At 48.3% G+C, this 23,686-nt stretch carries 24 protein-coding genes and 1 pseudogene; 13 read left to right on the top strand and 12 right to left on the bottom strand.

The annotated features are described in order from the left end of the window. Window positions 1-9: 9 nt before the first annotated feature. The 10 genes from ACGE0T_RS05180 to ACGE0T_RS05135 all read left to right on the top strand — a co-directional run bounded on the left by ACGE0T_RS05180 (window position 10) and on the right by ACGE0T_RS05135 (window position 9,965). Entirely contained in the window at window positions 10-1,032 is a 1,023-nt protein-coding gene (locus ACGE0T_RS05180; protein ID WP_459189472.1) for an efflux RND transporter periplasmic adaptor subunit, read from the top strand. A 12-nt stretch (window positions 1,033-1,044) separates the two neighbouring features. Then, window positions 1,045-4,170 carry an efflux RND transporter permease subunit gene (locus tag ACGE0T_RS05175; protein ID WP_459189471.1) on the top strand — a complete coding sequence of 1,042 codons (3,126 nt, stop codon included), beginning with the start codon at window positions 1,045-1,047 and terminating at the stop codon, window positions 4,168-4,170. A gap of 18 nt (window positions 4,171-4,188) precedes the next feature. Further along, window positions 4,189-4,482, top strand: coding sequence for a PG0541 family transporter-associated protein (locus ACGE0T_RS05170; protein WP_459189470.1), 294 nt, complete (start codon window positions 4,189-4,191; stop codon window positions 4,480-4,482). Between the two features lie 19 nt (window positions 4,483-4,501). Continuing rightward, window positions 4,502-5,065 (top strand): STM3941 family protein, encoded by a 564-nt coding sequence (locus tag ACGE0T_RS05165; RefSeq protein ID WP_459189469.1) that lies wholly within the window; start codon window positions 4,502-4,504, stop codon window positions 5,063-5,065. A 14-nt stretch (window positions 5,066-5,079) separates the two neighbouring features. Beyond that, on the top strand, window positions 5,080-5,841 hold the full coding sequence (locus tag ACGE0T_RS05160) for a DUF1295 domain-containing protein (RefSeq protein WP_459189468.1): 762 nt from the start codon (window positions 5,080-5,082) through the stop codon (window positions 5,839-5,841). Between the two features lie 109 nt (window positions 5,842-5,950). Then, a complete protein-coding gene (locus ACGE0T_RS05155) occupies window positions 5,951-7,177 on the top strand; it encodes an NADH:flavin oxidoreductase (protein ID WP_459189467.1) in 1,227 nt (408 codons plus the stop codon). 2 nt (window positions 7,178-7,179) lie between these two features. Then, entirely contained in the window at window positions 7,180-8,043 is an 864-nt protein-coding gene (locus tag ACGE0T_RS05150) for an SDR family oxidoreductase (RefSeq protein WP_459189466.1), read from the top strand. 108 nt (window positions 8,044-8,151) lie between these two features. Next, window positions 8,152-8,739 carry a 50S ribosomal protein L25/general stress protein Ctc gene (locus ACGE0T_RS05145; protein ID WP_459189465.1) on the top strand — a complete coding sequence of 196 codons (588 nt, stop codon included), beginning with the start codon at window positions 8,152-8,154 and terminating at the stop codon, window positions 8,737-8,739. A gap of 110 nt (window positions 8,740-8,849) precedes the next feature. After that, a complete protein-coding gene (pth, locus tag ACGE0T_RS05140; protein ID WP_459189464.1) occupies window positions 8,850-9,413 on the top strand; it encodes an aminoacyl-tRNA hydrolase in 564 nt (187 codons plus the stop codon). Window positions 9,414-9,536: 123 nt separating this feature from the next. Next, window positions 9,537-9,965: an RNA-binding S4 domain-containing protein gene (locus ACGE0T_RS05135; protein WP_459189463.1), complete on the top strand. Its 429-nt coding sequence runs from the start codon at window positions 9,537-9,539 to the stop codon at window positions 9,963-9,965. Between the two features lie 155 nt (window positions 9,966-10,120). Here the strand turns inward: ACGE0T_RS05135 and ACGE0T_RS05130 are convergent, their stop codons facing one another. From ACGE0T_RS05130 to ACGE0T_RS05090, 9 genes are all read right to left on the bottom strand, one after another. Beyond that, a complete protein-coding gene (locus ACGE0T_RS05130) occupies window positions 10,121-10,846 on the bottom strand; it encodes a tyrosine-protein phosphatase (RefSeq protein ID WP_459189462.1) in 726 nt (241 codons plus the stop codon). Between the two features lie 164 nt (window positions 10,847-11,010). Beyond that, window positions 11,011-13,437: a GumC family protein gene (locus ACGE0T_RS05125; RefSeq protein WP_459189461.1), complete on the bottom strand. Its 2,427-nt coding sequence runs from the start codon at window positions 13,435-13,437 to the stop codon at window positions 11,011-11,013. Between the two features lie 37 nt (window positions 13,438-13,474). After that, window positions 13,475-14,266 (bottom strand): polysaccharide biosynthesis/export family protein, encoded by a 792-nt coding sequence (locus tag ACGE0T_RS05120; protein ID WP_459189460.1) that lies wholly within the window; start codon window positions 14,264-14,266, stop codon window positions 13,475-13,477. A 13-nt stretch (window positions 14,267-14,279) separates the two neighbouring features. Beyond that, complete coding sequence (locus tag ACGE0T_RS05115; RefSeq protein WP_459189459.1) at window positions 14,280-15,527, bottom strand: peptidase associated/transthyretin-like domain-containing protein; 1,248 nt, start codon at window positions 15,525-15,527, stop codon at window positions 14,280-14,282. 134 nt (window positions 15,528-15,661) lie between these two features. Continuing rightward, window positions 15,662-17,038: a YjbH domain-containing protein gene (locus tag ACGE0T_RS05110; protein ID WP_459189458.1), complete on the bottom strand. Its 1,377-nt coding sequence runs from the start codon at window positions 17,036-17,038 to the stop codon at window positions 15,662-15,664. Then, the gene (locus ACGE0T_RS05105) at window positions 17,035-17,787 is read right to left on the bottom strand and encodes a YjbH domain-containing protein (protein ID WP_459189457.1); all 753 of its coding nucleotides are present in this window, start codon (window positions 17,785-17,787) and stop codon (window positions 17,035-17,037) included. The genes ACGE0T_RS05110 and ACGE0T_RS05105 overlap by 4 nt, the downstream gene beginning before the upstream one ends. 17 nt (window positions 17,788-17,804) lie before the next feature. Then, window positions 17,805-18,044 (bottom strand): DUF4248 domain-containing protein, encoded by a 240-nt coding sequence (locus ACGE0T_RS05100; RefSeq protein WP_459189456.1) that lies wholly within the window; start codon window positions 18,042-18,044, stop codon window positions 17,805-17,807. Next, complete coding sequence (locus ACGE0T_RS05095; RefSeq protein ID WP_459189455.1) at window positions 18,041-19,285, bottom strand: DNA primase; 1,245 nt, start codon at window positions 19,283-19,285, stop codon at window positions 18,041-18,043. Before ACGE0T_RS05095 ends, ACGE0T_RS05100 begins: the two co-directional genes overlap by 4 nt. After that, entirely contained in the window at window positions 19,282-20,106 is an 825-nt protein-coding gene (locus tag ACGE0T_RS05090; RefSeq protein ID WP_459190420.1) for a DnaB helicase C-terminal domain-containing protein, read from the bottom strand. The genes ACGE0T_RS05095 and ACGE0T_RS05090 overlap by 4 nt, the downstream gene beginning before the upstream one ends. Window positions 20,107-20,140: 34 nt before the next feature. On the opposite strand from ACGE0T_RS05090, the gene ACGE0T_RS05085 reads away from it, so the two are divergent. Beyond that, the gene (locus tag ACGE0T_RS05085) at window positions 20,141-20,353 is read left to right on the top strand and encodes a hypothetical protein (protein WP_459190531.1); all 213 of its coding nucleotides are present in this window, start codon (window positions 20,141-20,143) and stop codon (window positions 20,351-20,353) included. Window positions 20,354-20,397: 44 nt separating this feature from the next. Here the strand turns inward: ACGE0T_RS05085 and ACGE0T_RS05080 are convergent. From ACGE0T_RS05080 to ACGE0T_RS05070, 3 genes and pseudogenes are all read right to left on the bottom strand, one after another. After that, a pseudogene (locus ACGE0T_RS05080) lies at window positions 20,398-20,598 on the bottom strand (DnaB-like helicase N-terminal domain-containing protein); the annotation flags it as partial. A 65-nt stretch (window positions 20,599-20,663) separates the two neighbouring features. Further along, window positions 20,664-21,170 carry a MarR family transcriptional regulator gene (locus ACGE0T_RS05075; protein WP_459189454.1) on the bottom strand — a complete coding sequence of 169 codons (507 nt, stop codon included), beginning with the start codon at window positions 21,168-21,170 and terminating at the stop codon, window positions 20,664-20,666. A 315-nt stretch (window positions 21,171-21,485) separates the two neighbouring features. Continuing rightward, the gene (locus ACGE0T_RS05070; RefSeq protein WP_459189453.1) at window positions 21,486-21,929 is read right to left on the bottom strand and encodes a hypothetical protein; all 444 of its coding nucleotides are present in this window, start codon (window positions 21,927-21,929) and stop codon (window positions 21,486-21,488) included. A 393-nt stretch (window positions 21,930-22,322) separates the two neighbouring features. Here ACGE0T_RS05070 and ACGE0T_RS05065 point away from each other — a divergent pair, with 393 nt between their 5' ends. Beyond that, window positions 22,323-22,781: an HU family DNA-binding protein gene (locus ACGE0T_RS05065; protein WP_459189452.1), complete on the top strand. Its 459-nt coding sequence runs from the start codon at window positions 22,323-22,325 to the stop codon at window positions 22,779-22,781. 235 nt (window positions 22,782-23,016) lie between these two features. Then, window positions 23,017-23,466, top strand: a complete 450-nt coding sequence (locus ACGE0T_RS05060; protein WP_459189451.1) for a glucosaminidase domain-containing protein — start codon at window positions 23,017-23,019, stop codon at window positions 23,464-23,466. Window positions 23,467-23,686 lie beyond the last annotated feature (220 nt).

The raw sequence follows: 23,686 nt of genomic DNA, 5'->3' as shown, positions 1-23,686 counted from the left end.
AATCACAATATGAAAACAAGAAAAATATACAAGGTCTTGCCGTTCATTTCCCTGGCTCTGCTGGCTTCATGTGCAGGAGGAAAGAAAGAAGCCGATACAGAAACCGTTCAGGAGAAGGTCAAGGTAAAAGTGGAAACCGTATCTGCCCGGAATGTAGACCAGATCGGAGAGTTTACCGCCACAGTAAAAGCGAACATAAGCAATAACATCGCTCCTCAAAGCCCGGTCCGCATCGTCAAGTTGTTTGCCGAAGTAGGCGACCATGTGAAAGCCGGACAAGTGCTCGTCAAAATGGATGAAACCAACCTGAAGCAAGCCAAGATACAACTCGACAACCAGGAACTTGAATTTAAACGCATCGACGAACTATACAAAGTGGGCGGTGCTTCCAAATCTGCCTGGGATGCCCAGAAAACCCAATTGGAAGTGAGCCGTGCCGCTTACAAGAACCTGCATGAGAATACCCAGTTGTTAAGCCCCATCACCGGAGTGGTAACTGCACGTAATTACGATAGCGGAGACATGTACAGCGGAGGAAATCCTGTTTTCATCATTGAAGATATCCAACCGGTCAAACTGCTGGTTCATGTGTCGGAAAGCTACTTCACAAAAGTGAAAAAAGGGAACGAAGTCGATGTGAAACTGGATGTATACGGAGACGAAGTATTCAAAGGGAACGTCAGCCTCGTTTATCCGACTATCGACCCGGCAACCCGCACATTCCCGGTAGAAATAAAGATAGCGAACAAAAACGAACGGGTACGCCCGGGTATGTTTGCCCGCGTTACCATGAACTTCGGTACAAAGAACAACGTTGTGGCTCCCGACCAGGCTATTGTAAAACAATCCGGCGCCGGCGACCGCTATATCTATGTATACAAAGACGGCAAAGTATCCTATGAAAAAGTAGAATTAGGACGCCGTATGGGAAATAAATATGAAATCATATCCGGAGTGGAAGACGGAGACCAGGTTGTCATTACCGGTCAGAGCCGTTTGAATAATGGAATGGAAGTTGAACTTGACAAGTAAGAAATACAGCATATGAGTTTATACGGAACAGCGGTAAAAAAGCCGGTAACAACAGCCCTCGTTTTCGTGGCAGTCGTAATCATCGGGCTTTTTTCCTTAACCAGATTGTCTGTAGACTTGCTGCCGGAAATAGAGACCAACACGATTATGGTCATGACAGCCTATCCCGGAGCCAGTGCCTCAGATATTGAAATGAACGTGTCCAAGCCTCTGGAAAATGTGTTGAACAGTGTGAGCGACCTGAAGCATATCACCTCTCAATCCAGGGAAAATATCTCGATCGTTACCCTCGAATTTGAATATGGTACGGATATAGACGTGGCTACCAACGATGTCCGCGACAAGCTGGATATTGTAGAATCCTCCCTTCCGGATGATGCCGAGAATCCGATTATCTTCAAATTCGGTACCGACGATATCCCTATCCTCCTTCTTTCCGTTACAGCGGAAGAGAGTACCAATGCCCTCTACAAAATCCTGGATGACAAGGTGGCAAACCCGCTGGCACGTATCAGCGGCGTAGGTGCCGTATCTATTTCCGGTGCCCCCATTCGTGAGGTACAGGTGTATTGTGACCCTTATAAACTGGAAGCTTACGGGCTTACCATCGAAGGCATCTCCTCTATTATCGCCCAGGAAAACCGGAATACACCCGGTGGTAGCATCGATATCGGTTCGAATACCTATTCACTGCGTGTACAAGGCGAGTTTACCGATGCCCGGCAAATGCTGGATATCGTAGTAGGTTCGCAAAACGGGAAAAACATCTACCTGCGTGATGTGGCAAAGGTGGAAGACTCTGTGGAAGAACGCGCCCAGGAAACCTACAACAACGGCGTAAAGGGAGGTATGATCGTTATTCAGAAACAGTCCGGTGCCAACTCCGTAAACATTGCCAAGAAGGTACATGCCAAACTTCCGGAGATACAAGCCAGTCTGCCTTCCGACGTGAAGCTGGGTGTCATCATGGATACTTCAACCAACATCCTGAATACAATCGACAGTTTGAAAGAAACGATTATGATTACGTTCATCGTCGTTATGCTGGTCGTATTCGTATTCTTGGGACGCTGGAGAGCTACATTTATCATTATCCTGACGATTCCGATTTCGTTGATTGCCGCATTCGCCTATTTGCTGGCGTCCGGAAATACACTGAACATTATCTCACTGAGCTCGCTTTCCATAGCGATCGGTATGGTGGTGGATGATGCGATTGTGGTACTGGAGAACGTCACGACCCATATCGAACGCGGTAGCAGGCCGAAACAAGCGGCCGTACATGCGACCAACGAGGTGGCTATCTCCGTTATTGCTTCTACATTGACCATGCTGGCTGTATTCCTTCCGCTGACTATGGTAACCGGTATGGCAGGTATCCTGTTCACCCAGTTGGGATGGATTGTCAGTATCATTATGATTGTATCTACAGTCGGCGCTTTGACACTGACTCCGATGCTCTGTTCCCAGATGCTTCGTCTGGACCCGAAGAAAGGACGTTTATATGTGCTGTTCTTCACTCCGATTGAGAAAGCATTGAATGCACTCGACCACGGATATGCCCGTTTCCTTTATTGGGCAGTGCATCACCGTAAGACAGTCGTATTCGGTGCATTTGCAATCTTTGCCGCCAGTATGTTTTTGTTGCCTACAATAAAAACCGAGTTTTTCCCGACACAGGACAATGCCCGTATCGGTGTCACCATCGAATTGCCGATCGGTACGCGTCAGGAAATCGCCCGCGACCTGGCTCTCCGTGTAGACAAACAATTCCGTGAAAAATATCCCGAAATCCAGATATTCAACTTCACGGAAGGACAGGCGGATACGGATAACACCTTCGCTCAATTAAGCGACAACGGTTCCCATATCATCTCCATCAACATCAACCTGTCGAGTGTAGGCGACCGCGAAAGAGGCTTGACCGAAATATGCGAGTTGATGCGTCAGGATTTAAGCGAATATACGGAAATCAAAGAGTTCAAGGTATTAGCCGGAGGTAGCTCCGGAATGATGGGTGGCGAAACCTCGGTGGATGTTGAAATCTATGGTTTCGATTTTGCCAAGACAGACGCTGTAGCTGCCGAACTTGCCGAAAGACTGGGCAGTATCAAAGGTTGCTCGCAGGTAAACATCAGCCGTAAGGACTATATCCCGGAATACCAGATCGATTTCGACCGCGAGAAACTTGCCCTCAACGGCTTGAACATCACGACAGCATCCATGTACCTGCGTAACCGTATCAACGGTTCCACAGCTTCCAAATATCGTGAAGATGGAGACGAATACGACATCAAGGTACGTTATGCCCCGGAGTTCAGGGAATCGATCGAAGACCTCGAGAATATCATTATATATAACAATGCCGGACAAGGTATCCGCGTCCGCGACTTAGGTGTCGTAGTAGAACGTATGACGCCTCCCACAATCGAACGTAAAGACCGTGAACGTGTAATCACCGTATCCGCCATTGCCGCGCAGGGAACAGCATTGAGCGACCTGGTGGAAGCTGCACAGAAAGAATTGAAACAGATGCACCTTCCCTCGGACATCAGCTATATAATCGGTGGTACATACGAAGACCAGCAGGATACCTTCAAAGACCTCGGTACATTGATGGCCCTGATTATCATTCTGGTATTTATCGTGATGGCAGCCCAGTTCGAGTCGCTGACCGACCCGTTCGTAATCATGTTCTCCATCCCGTTCGCCTTCACTGGAGTGATTTTAGGTTTGTCCATTACGCAAACGCCATTGGGTGTAATGGCTTTAATCGGGGTAATTATGTTGATGGGTATCGTGGTGAAGAACGGTATTGTATTGATCGACTATACTATCCTGTGCCGCGAACGCGGATTAAGCATCCTTACGGCAGCCGTAGCAGCCGGCAAATCCCGTCTCCGTCCGGTACTGATGACGACATTGACCACCGTATTAGGTATGATCCCGATGGCTGTAGGTACAGGCGAAGGTTCGGAAATGTGGAAATCGATGGGTATGACAGTAGCCTGGGGATTATCCGTATCTACATTAATCACATTGATTATCGTACCGACAGTTTATTGTATCTTTGCAGCTAACGGCGTAAAACGCAAGCGTAAAAAGCTGGCTGAACTGAACGTGTTGGAACAACTATAATAAAAACTGGCAAAAATTATGAAAGCAATCTTTATATCATTCAATCAGGCGTATTACGAAATGATACTCAGTATCATGGACCGTAACAATATCCGTGGTTTCACCTATTGGGATGAAGTCCAGGGACGCGGTTCCAGAACAGGCGAACCGCATTACGGAAGCCATGCATGGCCGACATTGAACTCATCCATACTGACAATGGTCGAAGACGAAAAAGTAGACCATTTTCTTGACCTGTTGCACAAAATGGACAAACAAACGGAAGCCCAGGGGCTACGCGCGTTTGTGTGGAATATTGAAAAAACGATTTAATTAAATACGAGTATCTTTTATGGAAAAATCTTCAGTAATCAAATTCAAACTAAGCGGCAAGAAAAAAAGAGGCTTGCTCCTGTTTACAATCGGTTCCCTGTTCTTTGGCATAGGGGGACTTATCGTCTCGAGCCACCTCAAAATAGGAAACGGGCGTTTGGTCTTCATGTTGCTGGGATTTTTCCTTTTGCTTATCACTTTCTTTTGCCTGAAGGCTTTTTACCTTCTGGCAAAAGAACAGTTTACAGCGATGTATATCTCGGAAGAAGGCATCTATGACATATCGACCGGCTGCCGCATCGGTACGGTTTTATGGAGAGATGTTGAAGATATTAAAATCATAAACGATCTCGAGAACCTTAAATACAAATATATCGTGCTGAAAGTATCCAATCCCCAGGAATACATCAATAGGGAACCTACCCGCAGCAAAAAGAGGACACTCGAACTCAAACAAAATTACTACGGTTCCCCCATTTGTATTTCAAACCGGGCGCTGGATTGTACTTTTGAAGAGATGAAAGAAGCTGTATTCTTCAAATATGTACAGGGCAAAGCGATTCAATACCAACAGAAACCATAAAATCTTATCCCAGTATGACAAACGAATATTTCACCATCTTCCTGATCAGTATGGCAGCAATAGCTGCCATTGTCTTTATAGCCTTATATTTTGTGGAAGCCGGCTACGGCATGTTGTTCGACAAGAAATGGGGTTACCCCATTCCCAACCGGATTGCATGGGTATGCATGGAAGCTCCCGTCTTTATCGTAATGCTTCTGTTATGGAGTACATCGGACAGGCAATTCGACACAGCTCCTCTCCTCTTCTTCCTGCTCTTCGAATTGCATTACCTGCAACGGGCATTCATTTTCCCCCTTCTGATAAAAGGAAACAGTAAAATGCCTGCAGGTATCATGCTGATGGGTATCACCTTCAACCTGTTGAACGGCTATATGCAGGGAGAATGGCTCTTCCACCTGGCACCTGCCGGTATGTATACCGATGAGTGGTTGAGTACCCCTCAATTCATCATCGGAACCTTGCTTTTCTTCACCGGTATGGGTATCAACATACAATCGGACTATATCGTAAGGCATTTAAGAAAACCGGGCGATACCAACCATTATTTGCCTAAAGGAGGCATGTTTAATTATGTAACCTCCGCCAACTATTTCGGGGAAATCATCGAATGGTGCGGTTTTGCCATCCTGACATGGAGCGCAAGCGGAGCAGTCTTCGCCTGGTGGACCATTGCCAACCTCGTACCCCGTGCCAATACAATCTATCATAAATACAAAATGATGTTCGGCAATGAATTGGGAAAACGGAAACGAATCATCCCTTTCATCTACTAATTATAAAAGCATCTTATCAAAATACAGGGCAGGCGGACCCTGCCCCGATGGAATCTCAATCGTGTACGGGCAGGGTCCGCCTGCCCCATATTATAAAAAACTACAACCCATGAATACAAACTCAAAGCTATTCACACCGGCAACAATCGGCCCGCTCACCCTCAGGAACCGGACCATACGCGCCGCTGCATTCGAAAGTATGTGCCCAGGAAATGCCCCTTCGGAAATGCTCTATAACTACCACAAATCCGTAGCAGCAGGAGGTATCGGCATGACCACCCTCGCCTATGCCGCCGTAACCCGCAGCGGCTTATCCTTCGACCGCCAGTTATGGATGCGCGAGGAAATCATCCCCGGCCTTCGTGCCATCACCGATGCCATCCATAAAGAAGGAGCTGCCGCCTCCGTACAGCTCGGCCATTGCGGCAACATGTCCCATAAAAGCATCTGCGGATGTACCCCCATCTCCGCTTCAAGCGGTTTCAATATCTATTCGCCGACGATTGTCCGTGGAATGAAACAATCCGAAATAATGGCGATGCCCAAAGCCTTCGGTAACGCCGTACGGTTGGCACGCGAGGCAGGAATGGATGCTGTGGAAATCCATGCCGGCCACGGTTACCTTATCAGCCAGTTCCTTTCGCCCTATACCAACCACCGGAAAGACGAATACGGAGGCAGCCTGCAAAACCGTATGCGCTTCATGAAAATGTGCATGGACGAAGTAATGAAAGCCGCCGGTTCCGATATGGCCGTACTGGTCAAAATGAATATGCGCGACGGCTTCAAGGGAGGAATGGAGTTAGACGAAACACTCGAGGTGGCACGTACCCTGCAGGACGAATGCGGCGCACATGCCCTTATCCTGAGCGGCGGCTTCGTAAGCAAAGCCCCTATGTATGTAATGCGCGGCGCCATGCCTATCCGCACGATGACCCACTACATGCCTGCCGGCTGGTTGCCCGTCGGAGTGAGGATGGCGGGACGCTTCATGATACCCACCGAACCATTCAAGGAAGCCTATTTCCTGGAAGATGCCCTGAAATTCCGTGCCGCCCTGAAAATGCCTCTGGTATACGTAGGCGGTTTGGTATCCCGCGAAAAGATAGACGAAGTATTAAACGACGGATTCGAATTTGTCAGTATGGCACGTGCCCTGTTGAACGACCCGGCATTCGTCAACCATATGAAGGAAGACGAACATGCACGCTGCGACTGCGGGCATAGCAACTATTGCATCGCCCGGATGTACAGCCTCGAAATGGCATGCCACAAACAAATGAAGAACCTGCCAAAAGGTATCTTGAAAGAAATCGAAAAACTGGAATATAAATAAAAATGGAAAAAGGAATTGCAATCATAACCGGTGCCGACGGAGGAATGGGACGGATTATCACATCCGCCCTTGCAAAAGAAGGATATCCCGTTATCATGGCATGCCAGAACCCGGATACCGCACAACCCGTATGCGACCGGATTAAAGAGGAAACAGGCAACCCCGATATAGAAGTACGGAAAATCAACCTGGCCTCTCTCGCCTCTACCTATACATTCGCCCAAGAAATCTTAAAAGAAGGGCGCCCCGTCAGCAGGCTGCACAACAACGCAGGTGTCCTGACAATCCCCGTCCGCCGGACGGAAGACGGGTTGGAAACCATCGTCAGCGTGAACTATGTAGCCCCCTATTTACTGACCCGCTGCCTGTTGCCCCTTATGCAACCGGGTGCCCGGATAGTAAACACCGTGTCGTGTACATACGCCATCGGAAAAATAGAAAGGGACTTTTTCGAAAAAGGCAAGAACGGACGCTTCCTGCGTATCCCGGTCTACAGCAATACCAAGCTCGCCCTGCTCCTGTTCACCCGCGAACTGGCAGAACGGCTGAAAGCACGGAACATCCTCGTCAATGCCTCCGACCCCGGTATCGTCAGCACGAAAATGATTACCATGAATGCCTGGTTCGACCCATTGACCGACCTCTTCTTCCGGCCGTTTATCAAGACTGCGGAACAGGGAGCGGCAACAGCCATCCATCTGGCTTTGTCGGAACAGGTAGAGGGCAAGAGCGGCTATTGCTATGCAAACTGTAAAGAGAAGAAACTCCCGAAACGTATCCTCCGTCACCCTGTTCAAGGGCTGTTATGGGAACAGACGGAAACCCTTTTAAAGCAAAAAGGATATTTAATCCCGGAGATGATTTGATAATTACAAAAAAAATCCTACCTTTGCGCCGCTTTTAACCCCGTACCGTGTGATGGGAAAATTAGAAAGCAAAGTATCTAATTTTGAGTAACACAAAAAATTAAAGAAATGAAAACATTCCAATTAGAAGGAAAGACAAGAGAAGTAGCAGCTACTTCTGCTGATCAGAAAAGAGCCTTGAAGGCAATGCGTAGCAACAACGAAATCCCTGCTGTTCTGTACGGTGGCGAAAAAGTAACTCACTTCAGCGTTACAACTGAAGGCGTTCGTAAATTGGTTTACACTCCGGAAATTTTCGTTGTCGAACTGACTATCGACGGCAAAAAGACAATGGCTATCCTGAAAGATATCCAGTTCCAGCCGGTAAGCGACGCTATCATGCACATCGACTTCCTGGAAGTATCTGAAAACAAACCGGTAGTAATGGAAGTGCCTGTTGTTTTGGAAGGTCACGCAGAAGGTGTTAAAGCCGGTGGTAAGCTGACACTTCAGATGAGAAAACTGAAAGTAAAAGCTCTTTACAATACAATCCCTGAAAGATTAGTGATCAATGTAGACCACCTGGGCTTAGGTAAAACTATGCAGGTTGGTTCTCTTCACTTCGAAGGTCTTGAACTGATGAACGCTAAGAACGCTGTTGTTTGCGCTGTTCAGTTGACTCGTGCCGCTCGTGGTGCTCAGGCTAAGGGACAATAAGAATTTATCACGATATGTGTTGTAAGGGGAGAATATTCAGCAGAGTATTCTTCCCTTTCTTTTGTAAATTTGCAACAGAATTATTCGTTTTACGTTTAAACCGACTGATAATGAAATATCTGATAACCGGACTGGGAAATATCGGCTCCGAATACTGGGGAACCCGTCACAATATCGGTTTCCGGGTTGTGAATGCGCTGGCTGAAGACGGAGGCGCACCTTTCACCGAAGAACGATACGGTGCAATCTCCCGTATGCGCGTGAAGAATTGCGAGCTCATCCTATTGAAGCCGAATACCTTTATGAACCTGAGTGGAAACGCTGTCCGCTACTGGTTGCAAAAAGAAAATATCCCGGTTGAAAACCTGCTGGTTGTCGTAGACGACCTTGCCCTCCCCTTCGGTACACTCCGCCTGAAACCCAAAGGCAGCGATGCCGGACACAACGGCTTGAAAAACATCCAGCAACTATTAGGCACCCAAGAGTACAGCCGCCTCCGTTTCGGAATCGGTAGCGACTTCCCCCGTGGCGGGCAAATCGATTACGTCCTCGGTAAATTCCCCCCGGAAGAACTGGAGCAAATGCCGGAGAAGCTGAAACGCGCCATCGAAATCATCAAGAGCTTCTGCCTCGCCGGTGTCCAAATAACAATGAACCAATATAATAACAAATAAACGTAAGGGCGGGGTCCGCCCGCCCCTATGGTCATCAGGAACATCCGCGATAGGACGGGCAAACCCCGCCCCAACGGATCATCCGCCATAGGGCGGGCAGACCCCGCCCCGACAGAGAAAAATATGAACGAAGTCCGTATCGACAAATGGATGTGGGCAACCCGCATCTTCAAAACCCGTACCATCGCCGCCGAGGCATGTAAGAAAAACCGTGTCATGATCGGTGGTGTCAACGTAAAAGCCTCCCGCATGATCAAGGTAGGCGACGTCATCCAGGTGCGTAAACCACCCGTTACCTTTTCCTTCAAAGTATTGGCGCTCACCGAACGCCGTATGGGAGCTAAATTAGTGCCCGATTTCCTGGAGAACGTAACCACTCCCGACCAGTACGAAATCCTGGAAATGAACCGTATCTCCGGTTTCGTAGACCGTGCCCGCGGATTAGGCCGTCCCACCAAGAAAGACCGCCGCGAACTGGAACAATTCACCAGCCCGGATGAGATGGGCGACGGTTTCGACTTCGATTTCGATTTCGACACCGACGACGAATAACCCGTCCATATTACATCCGGAATACATATAAAAAAGGAACGTTCGAGATATCACATCCCAAACGTTCCAAATCAATTTTTGTATTATGTATACTTAAATATAAGGTTTTGGATATCTTTTAGAAACTGTTTGTGAAAAATCAAAATAATTTCCGACTACCACAAGGCAGCATTGTTTTCTAAAAGCCCCCTCACCTGCTTCTGTTCTGAAGCAGTAAGTTGCAGATGTTCCATCCCCCAATTATGCTTTTTCAGGTTATGGAAGTCTGTCCCTGTATAGTCGTACATCCCCCTTTTCAATAGTTTATGCGATATCTCATAAGCATACTTCCCATAATACCCTCCCAACGACAACATATTCAGCTGTAACGCACAACCGACTGCTTTCCATTTATTATATCCTTCACCTTCCATATACACATAACGCTCAGGATGGGCGATGACAGGCGTATATCCGGCAAGGGCAATCTCATAGAGCATGGCGTCCACATCCGGAGGGGCCGAGAGGTAAGATGTCTCCACCAAAACGGAACGTCCCCCCATAGATAAAAGCCCCATTTCCAGATGAGAACGGAAACGCACATCGAGCATGTATTCCGCTGCAAGCTTTACCTCTATGCCGGAAGGAATAAGCATATGGAAAGCCTCAAACCTTTGCTGTAGATACCGGGCCGTATTATCAGGCATTTCCTCCATCACATGGGGCGTAAACACAAAACGGGCGATACCACTTTCATTCAATGCCTTTAACGAGGCAACCGCTTCGGCTTCCGTACGGACACCATCGTCCACGCCGGGTAAAAGGTGGCAGTGAACGTCCGTCTTATTTGCTAACAAGCCTGTGTCGAGGATATTTCGCTTTCGTGAAAACAAGGAGAACATAAAATATTTTTTTGGATGAATATATCAAAAGTCTATATTAGGAACGCAGACTACGCAGACAGAGCGCAGATTTACGCAGACTAATTTATTCTAATTATTATCTGCGTTTGTCTGCGTATTCTGCGTCGTCAGCGTTCAGTAATAGCTTTTTGAAGTGTACCCCCTTATACAGGGCTGTTCTTATCATGTTCGTTGCCATAACCATACCCGTAACCATATCCGTAGCCGTAGCCATAGCCATAACCGTATCCATACCCGCTCCGTTTGTAACGAACCCCATTCAGAATCAAACAAAGGTTGTGGAATTTCTCCTGCCGGTACAAACGTTCCAGTTCGGGCAATTGCCGGCGGTCGAACAGGCCGGCACGGATAATGTAGATGGTAAGGTCCGCCACCCGGTTTACGATGGCTGCATCGGCTACCACGCCTCCCGGGACATTGTCGAGGATGATATAATCATAATGCGCTTTCAGTTCGGCAACCAGTTCATCCAGACGGTCACTAAGCAATAACTCGGCAGGATTCGGAGGAACAGGACCGGCATGGATGATGTCGAGGTTCTCATGAAGTTCGCCCTTGCGGATAATATCCTTCACGTTCCCAACTTTACCGGATAAATAGTTTGTTATTCCCATGTTAGTGGCACTAACATGGGAACTAAGGGTACCCTTACGAATATCGAGGTCGACAAGGACGACCCTCTTTTTCGCCAGGGCAAAACTCATCGCAAGGTTCATGGATATAAACGTCTTACCCGCATTCGGATTAAAAGAAGTAAGCATTACTACTTTCAGGTCCTTTGCCTTTACACGCATGAAATCCATATTTGTACGGACAATACGGAAGGCTTCGGACACAGCATCACGACCACCGTCACGAACAACAATTTCGGTTTTCTCTTCTTTCTTCTTCTTTTCCTTTCCAATAAAGAAAGCTCTTTTATGCTCCCCCCGTTCCGGAATTTCACCTAAGAACGGTATTGTTACCTTTTCCTCCAAATCCCTGCGGGTACGAACCCTCGTGTCCACAATATTCATCAACCACAATACACCTGCCGGCAGCATACAGCCAAGCAGCATTGCAGCAAGCATCACTATCATAGACTTAGGAGCGACCGGATTTTTGCTACCCGAAGCAGGGTCTATAATACGGGCATTACTCTCCGTAATAGCCTGCGACAAAGCATTCTCTTCCCGTTTGTTCAATAAATACAAATAAAGCTCTTCTTTGATTTTCTGCTGGCGCTCTATGCTAAGCACCTGTTTTTGCTGCCCCGGAACAGCCGCTATGCGCTTGGACGTCTGGCTTTCACGCATCTTTATATTCCTATTCTGAATATCGAGGTTCACGATCAGGTTGTCCACCGAACGAATAATCGTTTGGCGAAGGGCTATAAGCGACTGGTTCAGATTCATCACCACCGGATTGCGGTCACTGCTTTCCGACATCAGGCGGTCGCGCTTTAACAACATCGTATTATACTCCGCGATCTGCGATTCCAGACTCATGTCCGAAATACCGGAATTAGCAGGAATAAGCTCCCCTTCTTTAGCGGGGGAAGCCAGATAATCGCGGATATAGTGCGCCAGAGTCAACTGGTTTTCCAGCCCTAAACCTTCTTTATTGTAATCGCTGCTCTCTTTCAGGTACATGCTGGTTTCCGATACAATATCCGTCAGGCGGTTCTCACGTTTGAAAGATTCAATATCGGAGTCCACGCTTCCCAATTCTTTCTCTATAATAATCAGGCGGTCGTTAATGAATTCGGAAGTATTTACCGTAATCCGGTTCTTGTCGTTTATCGCGTCTTCATTATAAATAGCAATCAGGGTATTAATCACATCCTCCGCACGGGGAATGGAAACATCCTGTAAAGTCAGGTTAATAATCGTAGCTGTCTTACCGGCAAGCATCACCTTCAAAGCCCCGTTAAAATAAATGGCAACTTCATCCCGGTCTTTCTTGCTGACAGAGATTGTTTTCCCCATATACTCGCTTGTATAGTACAATGTAGGCGTCACTACCACACGTCCGACCGGAGTCTGTACCGTATCTCCCAAAACTGCGGAAACCGGCCCGGACACATCCACCAAACCGGCATCGAAACCAGACAAGGACACTTTGTTTTCATCCAGAGGAACTACATCCAAGGCAAACCGCTGATTCGGTTCCGCATCCGGAAATTCCAGATGGACAGGACTCTCAGTATAAAGTTCCACCGTACGTATTCCTTGCTTCACCGTATACCCTACATCCAGGTTCAGACGCTTCACAACATTGTGCATCAATTGTTTCGACTGGAAAACCAGCACCTCATTATCCACGCTGCTTTTCATATTAAGCATCCCGAGGTCTGAAAAGGCAGAAGCCTCCCCCGCCCCTTTCGTATCGTCTTTTATCAGGACGGTTGCCGTACGGATATATTCTTTCGGCGCCCACTGGAGATAAAAAGCGGCAACCGACAGGCAGACTACAACCGACAGGGCAAACCAATGCCAGTTGGCCTGTACGATACGAACCATGTCTCCTAAATTCATTCCTTCTTCCTCTTGCTGTTGTAACTGGTTATCTATTTCTTGATTCGGTTCCATTCGATATTCTTGTGCGTTTTTACAAATTCTTCTATACTTATCTGGAGAGAGTTACTATCAGTGACACGAGGGAGGCCAGTACCGATACTGCCGACAACCATACTCCCACCGAATTATTCTGGTTGATTTCACTCTGTCCCACACGTGCTTTATTCGGTTCCACGTAAACAATGTCATTTTGTTGCAGATAATAATCAGGTGAAAGAAAAATATCCGACGAGCGCAAATCATGGTAACGGATGGTACGTACGCCGTCCGTTTCACGGATCACCGCCACCCGGTCACGTTTCCCGTAGATGGTCAAGTCTCCTGCCATTCCCAACGCTTCGAGAAGCGTAATGCGGTCGCCTGTAATGTTGAAACTGCCCGGACGTGCTACTTCTCCCATCACAGATACTTTAAAGTTCAGGAACTGTACCGTCACTATCGGGTCTTTAATAAAATCCCCGGCGATCAGTTTTTCACGAATCAGGTCGGTCAGCTGCATACGCGTCAATCCCTCCACCGGAATACGTCCCAGCACTGGAAAATTGATATAACCATCCGTATCCACCAGATAACCGAGTACCCGTTGTTGCCCCGAATAGGTCCCGGTCGTTCCCAACTGGTACGTCACCATCGGCATATTGAACGGGATTGCCACTTCCGGTTCTTTGCTGTTCACCATAATGGCAAGTTGGTCGTCCGCATGGATTTTCACTTCATACTTGTTCGCTATTTGTTGCTCACTCGACACCGGAACATCCTGTAGGTACAGGATTTTCTTAGGGGAAGTGCAGGCGGTGAAAACCACCGCCATGCACAACATTGTCCATTTCAAATAATTCATCTTACAAGACCTTTTAGTTTCCGCCTCCACCTGAGTGGTCGGGACGGCTGCTACCTTGTTCGTAAGTAATCTTCGTATCCACACCATTGTAGGTCTTCACCGGAACCACAAAGTCGGTAGGTGAACCGTTGTAGCTCAGCTTGAATGTACCGGTTGTTTCCGCAACCTTGGCGGTAAAGGAGACAGTCATCTTCGTGTCGCCGCTAACTTTTGCCTTACCTAAAGAAAGCGCTGCTTCCGTCACTCCTGCATTCGAGCCTTTGGAGGATGCAATGGCACTTTCGATAGATGCGGCAAGCGTAGCCTGGTCTTCGCTGCTCAATGACGGGAATGACTTCTGAAGCAACGCTTTCAGGTCACCGTTGATTTGCCAGCCGAATTTCTGTTTGCCTGTTACATCCGCTTCTTTGGCTTCCATCACACCCAAGTTGTCTACTACCACGTCAGCCAGTTTCTCAGAAGAAGTACCGGTAGATGCAATCGTGTAAGTAGGTCCGAAAGAGTGGTTGGAGAAACCGGTCAGCTCTACCGCATAGGAATTGGACTGCGTGTCATACGAAGCAGGCCCCTGTTTTTGCCATGCGCCGTTTACTTCTTTGTAATGGGCCACATTTTCAAAATGAACGGTCGGATTAGTCGGGTTCTTCACCAATACTTTCACCGGCTTTTCAAAGACCAAACCGTCAGGCTGGCAGTTGATAGTCGAAAGGCTGGCAATAGCGGTAGAAGTTGCTTTCTGTGCACCGGGTACATACTCGGTAACGGTTACGGCAACATCTTCTTTCACCGCACCGGCAGGAACTTGCAAGGTGGTAACGCTTTTTTCCTGGGATTCACCGCTGTGAATCTCTACGGCTTCGTCCTTTGTTACGGTTACCGGGGCATTGGCTTTTGTCAATGTCTGTGAAAGGGCCACACTGCTGCGTTTGGCGGCAGAGGAGGCAATAGTCACATTTCCGGATACGGAAATATAACCGCTCTTTTCAAAAGAGACCTGGTAATCGCCCTTCTTCTTTACCGAAAGGGTATAGGTCCCGTCGGTTGCGGTAGAGGCTTCACCACCGGAAACCTTCACCGATACGCCTGAAAGGGCAGCCGTGCCTTCCGTCACCTTACCGGTGATGTAATACACTTCCTCGTCAAGCGGGTTCGTTACATCTTCAGGAACCGGGTCGCTTTTTTTGCACGACATCGTTCCGACACTCATTGCGGCAAGCAGGCATAAAGAAAGTCCTGCCACCAGCACACTTTTTGTTTTCATACTCATGTAAATTAAATAAATGAATAAATATTAATTAAGAAATTCTCCCATCAACTATCACCTGTCAACTGTCACTTGTCACCTGTCAATTGTCACCTGTCAATTGTCAACTGTCAATTGTCAACTGTCACCTGTCAATTGTCACCTGTCATAAGTTTTGCCTTGATAAACTCCGGATTATAATAATTCCGGCTATGGTTCTCGTCGGGACGCGTCTCATACGTCCATCCTAAATGCCGGGTATAATAGCTACCGGTCTGTGCCTGGTATTCCCAGTCGAAATATTCGGGAAGACGGATACGGAAAGCCCGGTGTTTGCCCCGCTTGCGCCTGGGCAACGGAATGGCAAAATGGAAGCCTCCGTTCGTCTTCCCGCCTGTGTACATGGCATACAGGCCTACGGAAACCTCCCCGAAATGGCGGGTACAGTCTAGACGTACCCCGTAATCGCCAAACACATACCGTGCCCCCCGGAGGTCAAACTCCAAATGGTAGCGGGGTTCGTTATACCGCAGCAAGACCGAACCGTTCACTCGGTTCCACATCGACACTTCCCATTTGCCGCCATAGAAGGTGGAGGAGCCCGTCACCCCTCCGTCCACGCCCACGGCCCACCGGTCATTGTCCGGGCGATACAGCAGGGAAACATTCGCACCGATACGATTGGCGTTGAAGTTGCCGATACTGAACGAAGCAAACAGGTTATGCGGGAAACGGTATTCCTGACGGAACACCAGCATGCCGGCACGGATATAGTCGTACTCCCCACCCATATTATTCCAAACGGGAAAAATCACCTGCCCGGTAAACGATGCGCCTTTCCAAAGCCCCACCTCCACTGCGGGAGCCACACTGAGTACCGTCCCATACAGCTTATCGAGCCACGAATTATTCAGGCTCACCTGCGGGTACAATACGAAATCCACTTTCCCGTCAGAGCGGTTCTCCGCTTTGACGCGGCCTAACATTTGCATATCTTCATCTGTCGCATAACTGATTTGGAGACTGTTTATAAGCTCCTGCCAGCCGGATACTCCGTCCCTGTATGACGCGATGGCTTCTTCAGGCATACGGACGGATATCTGGGGAATACGGTTCTCAAGCACCACGATATGGACAGCCGAGTTCACGCTGCTGTCTGCCGATAGCATCCATACCACCGCAGCCAGTCCCCGGTACGTGCCCCGGTAGACGTTATCCTCATACGCGACACGAAGGATACCGCCCTCCTCGCCTACGCGGACATCTTCCATCCCCAGCTTCACCAAACCTTCCGACACGGCCGACACATCCGACGCGGGAATTGCTTCTACGCGGAAAGGGAGAAAGCAGAGGCTGATAAACAGGAGAAGACAGACGCTAATGATTTTTTGACGCGGATTACGCGGAAAACGCGGATTAAGAAAAATATATTCTTTATCCGTTCTATTTAAATTCTTCTCCCTGATCCGCGTTTTCCGCGTAATCCGCGTCAAAATTTTAATCCGCGTCGAATATTCTACCCGTGTCATCTTTTTATCAATTGGATTTCGTAGCGCACACCTGCCGATACCGCTTTAAAGTCGTGGCAAAACGCATACAGTGAAAAATGGTTGAACAACCGTGCGGCAACTCCTATATTCACCGCGTCCGTCGTGTCGTATTCCACCATCAACCGGACAGGGGGCAGGAACGCAGGGCTGTATGTGATGCCGCCAAAGAGCCCTTGTTTATAACTGTCTTTGCGGAAAGGGACATTCCCGCCGAATGTAAATCCGATGTCGTGGCCGTTCAAGAGCAAATGCTTCGTGGCTACGGCGTAAACAGATGAGAAGAAACGGTTCCCATTCTCCTCCGAAAAAGGGTTCAGATTGCCCGTTGTAAACACGTCGTTGGAACCGACCGCTATCGAAGGCCACCATGTACCTTCCTTCAGCGGGCGCAGGCGGACGGATACCGAACGGTCTTGTTGCAGTTTGTTCCCATCCTTGAATTCTCCCCGGAGGAACGTACAGCGGTAAGCTACTTCCAGGAAAGGCAGGAAGGTCATATTCACAAAATAATTTCCCGTGTTATAGCCCCATTCGTCAGCCAACAGTTGCCGGGGCAGATAGTTAGCCCCCGCCATAAAAGTCCCGTCCGGTTGCATATCCGCCGAGGGGATGTTCAACAAGCCAGTTGTCCCCATCGCATACTGCGCCCGCAAAGGCAGCGCCAGCAACAGCAGGCAACCGGCTATCCAGAAATAATGTAGCTTAAAGCGTCTTTTTATTATATCCATTCGGTTCGTATTTCAAATCAAGGCGTTTCCAACACCTCCACAATACAGGATACCTGCCGGGGATTCAGTATCCGTTGGGAAGGTGTCCAGCCGGTTGCAGCCAACAAGGCGGGCAACTCCGGGTTCGTCATTATCCACCGTTTCAGCCGGCGGGAAGCCACTGCGGGAGTCACATCGGGACTATACATCATCCCCAGCCTCCGGAAAGAGAGGCTGCGGCTTTTCCATTTCTTTTCCTCGTCAAACCAACGGTTCATACCCACCTCCAATCCATGGTTGCCGGGCGGGAAACCGTTTCGGGCAGACGCCCCAGCGTTGTGATTACTTCTCCCAGCAGGCGCAGTAGGCGGACGCGCTCTTCCGGTTCCGCCGTTGCCGCTATCAACCGGATGCCTTTGCGGATACGGCGGAGCAGCAAACCTTCGCCGGTAGGCTGTGCCTCCTGTAGCATTTTGTTTATTCCGGATACAAACCCGGCTTTACCGGCCTTCCTGAAAAGGGAATCCGCATCCTCCCCCTCCGGCAACAGCAGGTTCATAGCCTCCATCCCCTCCCTGCCAAGGCATGCCAGTATGGATGCCGCCGCCCGTTGGCCGGCACGGTCGGCATCCAACATCAAATAAACCGGCATGGCGTATTTCTTCAACAACATCAGTTGTCCTTCACAAAGCGCCGTACCGCTTAGCGCCACCGTATTGCAGAACCCTGCCGCATGCATCGCCAGCACATCCTTATAGCCTTCCACCACAAAGACACATCCTTCACGGCGTATGGCCTCCTTCGCCCGGTAAAGCCCGTAAAGCGTTTCCCCTTTCTTATACCCGTCCGCCGCCGAGGTATTGATATACTTCGGCACATCCGGATTGTCGTCCGACAACCGCCGTGCGGCAAAGCCCACCAACTCCCCTTCTTCATCCCGTATCGGAAACACCAGGCGGTTCCGCATGGCTTTCATCTTCCCCTCCATCCGGCAAGGCGACTGCCCGACCTCAAAATCCAGCCAGGCGGGGGTGAGTTCTGAATTTCCTGAACCGCAAGGGGTCAGGAAATTCAGAACAGTTGACAAATCAGTTGACAGTTGACAAGTGACAGTTGACAGTTGCTTCGCGTCGGTATTTACTTGGGAAAGGGTATTCTTGTCCGGACAAGCGTTTTTGTTTCTTCCGTTACTGTCTTTTTCTTCAACTGTCAATTGTCCACTGTCAACTGTCAACTGATTTGTCAATTGTCCACTGTCAACTGTCAACTGATTTAGCGTTTCGCTAAAACTCAGTCCTTCCATCTTCTGCACAAAACGAATGGCATCCCCTTTTTCGCCACAGGCATAGCAGATGAAAGTGCCCTTTTCCGGGTTGACCGAGAGGGAGGGGTGGCGGTCGCCGTGGAAGGGACAAAGCCCTGTCAGACAGCGTCCTGTCCGTGTCAGTTTTATATAGCGCCCGATTACCTCCTCGATGGACAGGGAGGCTTTCAGGGCTTTAATCTCTTGTTTTGTCATAGCATCAAACTGGTTTGCGTACCGGGTTGGATATAATCCGTGATACGGGTAAAGGATGAATTGTAGCGGAAACGGGCTATGCCGGTCGCTCCGTTACGGTTTTTCGATATATAAATCCTGCCGACCCCGACCAGGCTATGGCCCGTCTTCTCGTCGCGGGTGATACCATACCGTTCGGGACGGTAGACAAACGCCACGCAATCCGCCACCTGTTCGATGGTTCCGGAGTCGCGTAGGTCGCTCATCACCGGGAGACAAGCCTTGTCCGGACGCGTTTCGCAGGCACGGTTCATCTGCGAAACAACCAATACCGGGCAATTCGCATCCAATGCAAGTTGCTTGAGTGCACGGATGTTGCGCCCCACCATTTGCTCCTGCGTCTCTCCCCGCTGGCGGTCGCCGCCCAAAAGGTGCAGGTAGTCCACCACAATCAGGTCGCATTTGTCCAACCGGCGTTGCAGCATGGCTTTCGCACGGATTTCCTCCACCGTGGAACCGGCCGTATAATCGAGATAGAAAGGCAAATCCTTCAGTTGCGCCGCCGCCTTTTCCAGCAAGGTCATATCACCGGCGGAAGGTTTGCAGACACGCAAACTATCCGGGTTCACCCCCGTCATCCCCACCAAGATGCGGTTCAGCATTTGCAGGCTCGACATCTCGAGGCTGAAGAAGCATACCGACTTCCCGGCACGTGCCGCATTCAATGCCATTTGGAGGCTGACAGCCGTTTTCCCGTCGCTCGGACGTCCGGCAACAACCGTCAGCTCGGCATTGTGAAGGCCACCGGTCACATAATCGAACTCGGCAAGGCCACTTTGCACCTGTTCCGTCCCGCGGCTCCCTTTCAGGCGGCAGTTGTGCCACTCGACGGCTTCCACCGCCAGTTCTCCTACCGTGCGTACCGGTAGCCCGTCCGCCGTATCCTGCCGGAACTGCATCAACAGGCGGTCGGCCTCCTCAGCCAACTCATCCGGCAGGGAAGACACTTTCCCGGCCTTGAATGCCAACGTACTGAACAGCATCGCCAGAGAGCGCAACTTATACTGCCGCCGCATCTCTTCCACGTAATACGGCACATTGCCGCCATGCCGCACATTCAGCATGTAAGGCAACAGGAACGACAGTCCGCCCAACTTGTTGCAGAGAGCCTCGTCCGCCTGCCGCATCCCGGCTTCCACCGACACCATATCCGGCTGTATGCCTTTCTTGTAAAGCCCCATAATCACCTCATAAACAAACCCTAACGAGGCATCGGAAAACATCTCCCCTGTCAACCGGCCTTCGGCAAACACCGGAGCTTCCACCGACACCATCATGCAGCACACCAATGCCTTTTCCACATCTTCCACGGATACATCGTGCATCATTTCCCCCGTATTCATGCTTCCCCCCTTTCTGCCTCGAGGGCTGCCAAATCACGTTCCATACTGCGTCCGCCCAGCAGGTGTTCCGCTTCGGCAAAACGGCTGAACGGGGAAGGGGCCATAGTATCTTTTACTTTTCCGGTTACGCGCGAAACCGTCAACAAATCGTACTCATTTACACGGATGCGACTGCCATCTTCCAAAGGATACATTTCCACCAAGCCTTCCTTTACCAGCCATTTCAACATACGGCAAACAGAAGCCTGACTCATACCTGTACACAAGGACAAATGCTTGCAAGTTCCTACATATTCACCACGCCTGCAACTATAAGGATGCTTGTTCAAAACGACATAACCATCAATAAAATAAGCCTTTGCCAATAATGACAGATAGACAAATCCTATTTTCTTCTCACGACTATTGCCTTCTAACAGCATTCTCAACACTTTACGGGGAATACAGACATACGATTGTCCCATAAAATCCGCCACTCTCTTTTCTTTCGTTGAATTTTTCATTTTTAATAGATTAAATTTAATGAAATGGGGTATGAAACGACTTTGATTTCTGAAACTTCCTGATAAACATATATTTATAATATAGCGTGAAAGGCAAACGGCATTGCCCGTGAAATTTCTCTTTAATATATAAGTAAGTATTCTCTTATAATTATTTATAATACGTGATTTTCAAGTTTTTTTTCAGAAAACATTTTTTTCATCCCATGTCACAAATATCGGGCTTGTTTTCGACTAAAAAAAAACTGTTTTTTGCGGATTTTTATTTGGATAAAAACAAAAGAAAGAAGCCATATAACACTATTAATAAATTACTTATAATTCCACTTCACGTATTTTGAACTTCTTTTTTTCCGCATTCATCTGCTCTGCAAGATATTCAAATTCGGGATTTTGTTCTTTCAGCTTATTTAAAACCGTACTTTCGGAACTTCCCATATTAAATATCAAATCCAAATAACCGGAAAGCATTGAATACGAACAATCGCCCATCATTCCGGAACGTCTCATCGCACCCATATAATGGAGAAACAGGCCGGGGGATGGCAACTCTATTTTTTGTATTTCCAGACGACCGGTATCATATCCGCAGCAAGCATGTATCTGATCGCTATACGTTTCAAAAAAACGATGCTTCAACGGATGCCATGATTTATATTTGCCAACGGATTTGCTGCCGAACAACAAAACGAGTGAAAGGAGCAAATCTTCACTATTCTCCTCACGCTCTATATAGTCTCTTAATTGTGGAAACGACAAATGCCTTCCCGTTATCGCATTTACTTTTTTTTAAAATCCCAATGAATTGCCCGATATCTTCGAACATATATTTATCGTTGTTTATTTTCATTACAAATTTGTTTTTTGTTTCGATTATATGGCGTTCTTTCTTTTTTTCCTGTTTTCAAAACATAGGTGTTTTGATTTTAAAACATATATGTTTTGAATGCAAAACACCTATGTTTCGGAATGGGGTTCAAGTAGTTTATTTTCTTAACTATTAATGGTTCGTAATCGACGCTAACAGCCTCTACCGGACTCCGGGATTTTAGCCTGCCGTATCTTTGTTGTGTACAAATTAATACACGTGTTTTTAATTCCCGATTCTTAATTTTCAAACTTTAAATTCTTACACTTTAAACTCTAAAAATTATGCCATTAGTTTACACGTTAGTCAAGCGACAAAACATGAGTAAGGATGCTGCCGAAGGCGATACGCTTTACCATGCGCAAACCAGCATCACGAAAAAGCTGACGATCAACAAAATCTGCACCCGTATCGAGAACTACTGTACCGCCAGCCGCGGTGAAATCCTCCTCGTGCTCGACGGTCTGCTCAAGGTGATGAACGAAGCGCTTTCCGACGGCGAATCGGTCCATCTGGGCGAGTTCGGCAGTTTTCGCATGGTGGCGGGTAGCAAAGGTGCAAAAACCATCGACGAGTTCAACACTTCTCTCTTCAACCGCGCCCATATCGTCTTCTACCCCGGCACCATGTTGATAAACCTGGTAAACAACGCCTCCTTCGAACGCTACGTCCCCAAAAAAGACGCTGCCACCGACCCCGGCAACTCAGGGGGGAGTGATGGGGACAAACCGGAGGAACTCTAGTCAATTGACTTGTCAATTGACAGGTGACAGTTGACAAATCAGTTGACAGTTGACAGGTGACAGTTGACAGTTAAAGAAAAAGACAGTAACGGGAAAAATAAAAATGCTCGTCCGAACAAGAATATTCTTTCTTATGTAATACTGACGCGAAGCAACTGTCAACTGTCACTTGTCAACTGTCAACTGAATCGTCAACTGTCAATTGATTTGTCACTTGTCAACTAAAAAAAACATTATGCTAAAAAAAGAATTCATTGCTTTATACCTGCCCCTTGCCGTAAAAGCGGGGGCGGCTTTCCGGATTAATCCGGTGGTGATTGTCGCACAGGCGGCTATCGAAACGGGCTGGGGACAGAGTGTCCTTGCCGTACAGTATCATAACTTTTTCGGCATCACGGCATACGGCAAACCGAATGTCTGGTGGCACGGCGCCAAAGCCCTGATATCCGAAGGTTCCCTCTCGTTCCGCGCCTACCCTGACCCGGCTTCTTCCTTCATGGATTATGCCCGCCTGATCCGCCATGCCTATCCACGCGCCGCCGATATGAGTTTCCAACCTGCCGCCTTCGCCAAAGAAATCGCCTACAGCAAATACATCAGCGAAGTGAATGGCGACAACAGGGAGGCATACAGAAAAATGTTGATATCAATCTGTAAACAGGTTGACAAATCAGGTGACAGTTGACAGTTGACAGTTGCTTCGCGTCGGTATTACATAAGAAAGGAGGTTCTTGTCCGGACGAGTGTTTTTGTTTCTTCCGTTACTGTCTTTTCTTTAACTGTCAACTGTCACTTGTCAACTGTCAACTATTATATTATTTCCCGAATTTATTCACCTTTATTTATCTTCTAATATGAAAGTCCTTGAAACTATTCTCGATTTCCTTACTGTCCTTGCGCGGATT

This window comes from Parabacteroides sp. APC149_11_2_Y6 (genome assembly GCF_054506995.1).
This window is presented reverse-complemented; position numbering and strand designations above follow the sequence as displayed.

Bases quoted from the DNA above. Each gene is read 5' to 3' on its own strand.
- ACGE0T_RS05180 (WP_459189472.1), top strand. From the start codon at position 10: ATGAAAACAAGAAAAATATACAAGGTCTTGCCGTTCATTTCCCTGGCT.
- ACGE0T_RS05175 (WP_459189471.1), top strand. From the start codon at position 1,045: ATGAGTTTATACGGAACAGCGGTAAAAAAGCCGGTAACAACAGCCCTC.
- ACGE0T_RS05170 (WP_459189470.1), top strand. From the start codon at position 4,189: ATGAAAGCAATCTTTATATCATTCAATCAGGCGTATTACGAAATGATA.
- ACGE0T_RS05165 (WP_459189469.1), top strand. From the start codon at position 4,502: ATGGAAAAATCTTCAGTAATCAAATTCAAACTAAGCGGCAAGAAAAAA.
- ACGE0T_RS05160 (WP_459189468.1), top strand. From the start codon at position 5,080: ATGACAAACGAATATTTCACCATCTTCCTGATCAGTATGGCAGCAATA.
- ACGE0T_RS05155 (WP_459189467.1), top strand. From the start codon at position 5,951: ATGAATACAAACTCAAAGCTATTCACACCGGCAACAATCGGCCCGCTC.
- ACGE0T_RS05150 (WP_459189466.1), top strand. From the start codon at position 7,180: ATGGAAAAAGGAATTGCAATCATAACCGGTGCCGACGGAGGAATGGGA.
- ACGE0T_RS05145 (WP_459189465.1), top strand. From the start codon at position 8,152: ATGAAAACATTCCAATTAGAAGGAAAGACAAGAGAAGTAGCAGCTACT.
- pth (WP_459189464.1), top strand. From the start codon at position 8,850: ATGAAATATCTGATAACCGGACTGGGAAATATCGGCTCCGAATACTGG.
- ACGE0T_RS05135 (WP_459189463.1), top strand. From the start codon at position 9,537: ATGAACGAAGTCCGTATCGACAAATGGATGTGGGCAACCCGCATCTTC.
- ACGE0T_RS05130 (WP_459189462.1), bottom strand. From the start codon at position 10,846: ATGTTCTCCTTGTTTTCACGAAAGCGAAATATCCTCGACACAGGCTTG.
- ACGE0T_RS05125 (WP_459189461.1), bottom strand. From the start codon at position 13,437: ATGGAACCGAATCAAGAAATAGATAACCAGTTACAACAGCAAGAGGAA.
- ACGE0T_RS05120 (WP_459189460.1), bottom strand. From the start codon at position 14,266: ATGAATTATTTGAAATGGACAATGTTGTGCATGGCGGTGGTTTTCACC.
- ACGE0T_RS05115 (WP_459189459.1), bottom strand. From the start codon at position 15,527: ATGAAAACAAAAAGTGTGCTGGTGGCAGGACTTTCTTTATGCCTGCTT.
- ACGE0T_RS05110 (WP_459189458.1), bottom strand. From the start codon at position 17,038: ATGACACGGGTAGAATATTCGACGCGGATTAAAATTTTGACGCGGATT.
- ACGE0T_RS05105 (WP_459189457.1), bottom strand. From the start codon at position 17,787: ATGGATATAATAAAAAGACGCTTTAAGCTACATTATTTCTGGATAGCC.
- ACGE0T_RS05100 (WP_459189456.1), bottom strand. From the start codon at position 18,044: ATGAACCGTTGGTTTGACGAGGAAAAGAAATGGAAAAGCCGCAGCCTC.
- ACGE0T_RS05095 (WP_459189455.1), bottom strand. From the start codon at position 19,285: ATGACAAAACAAGAGATTAAAGCCCTGAAAGCCTCCCTGTCCATCGAG.
- ACGE0T_RS05075 (WP_459189454.1), bottom strand. From the start codon at position 21,170: ATGAAAAATTCAACGAAAGAAAAGAGAGTGGCGGATTTTATGGGACAA.
- ACGE0T_RS05065 (WP_459189452.1), top strand. From the start codon at position 22,323: ATGCCATTAGTTTACACGTTAGTCAAGCGACAAAACATGAGTAAGGAT.
- ACGE0T_RS05060 (WP_459189451.1), top strand. From the start codon at position 23,017: ATGCTAAAAAAAGAATTCATTGCTTTATACCTGCCCCTTGCCGTAAAA.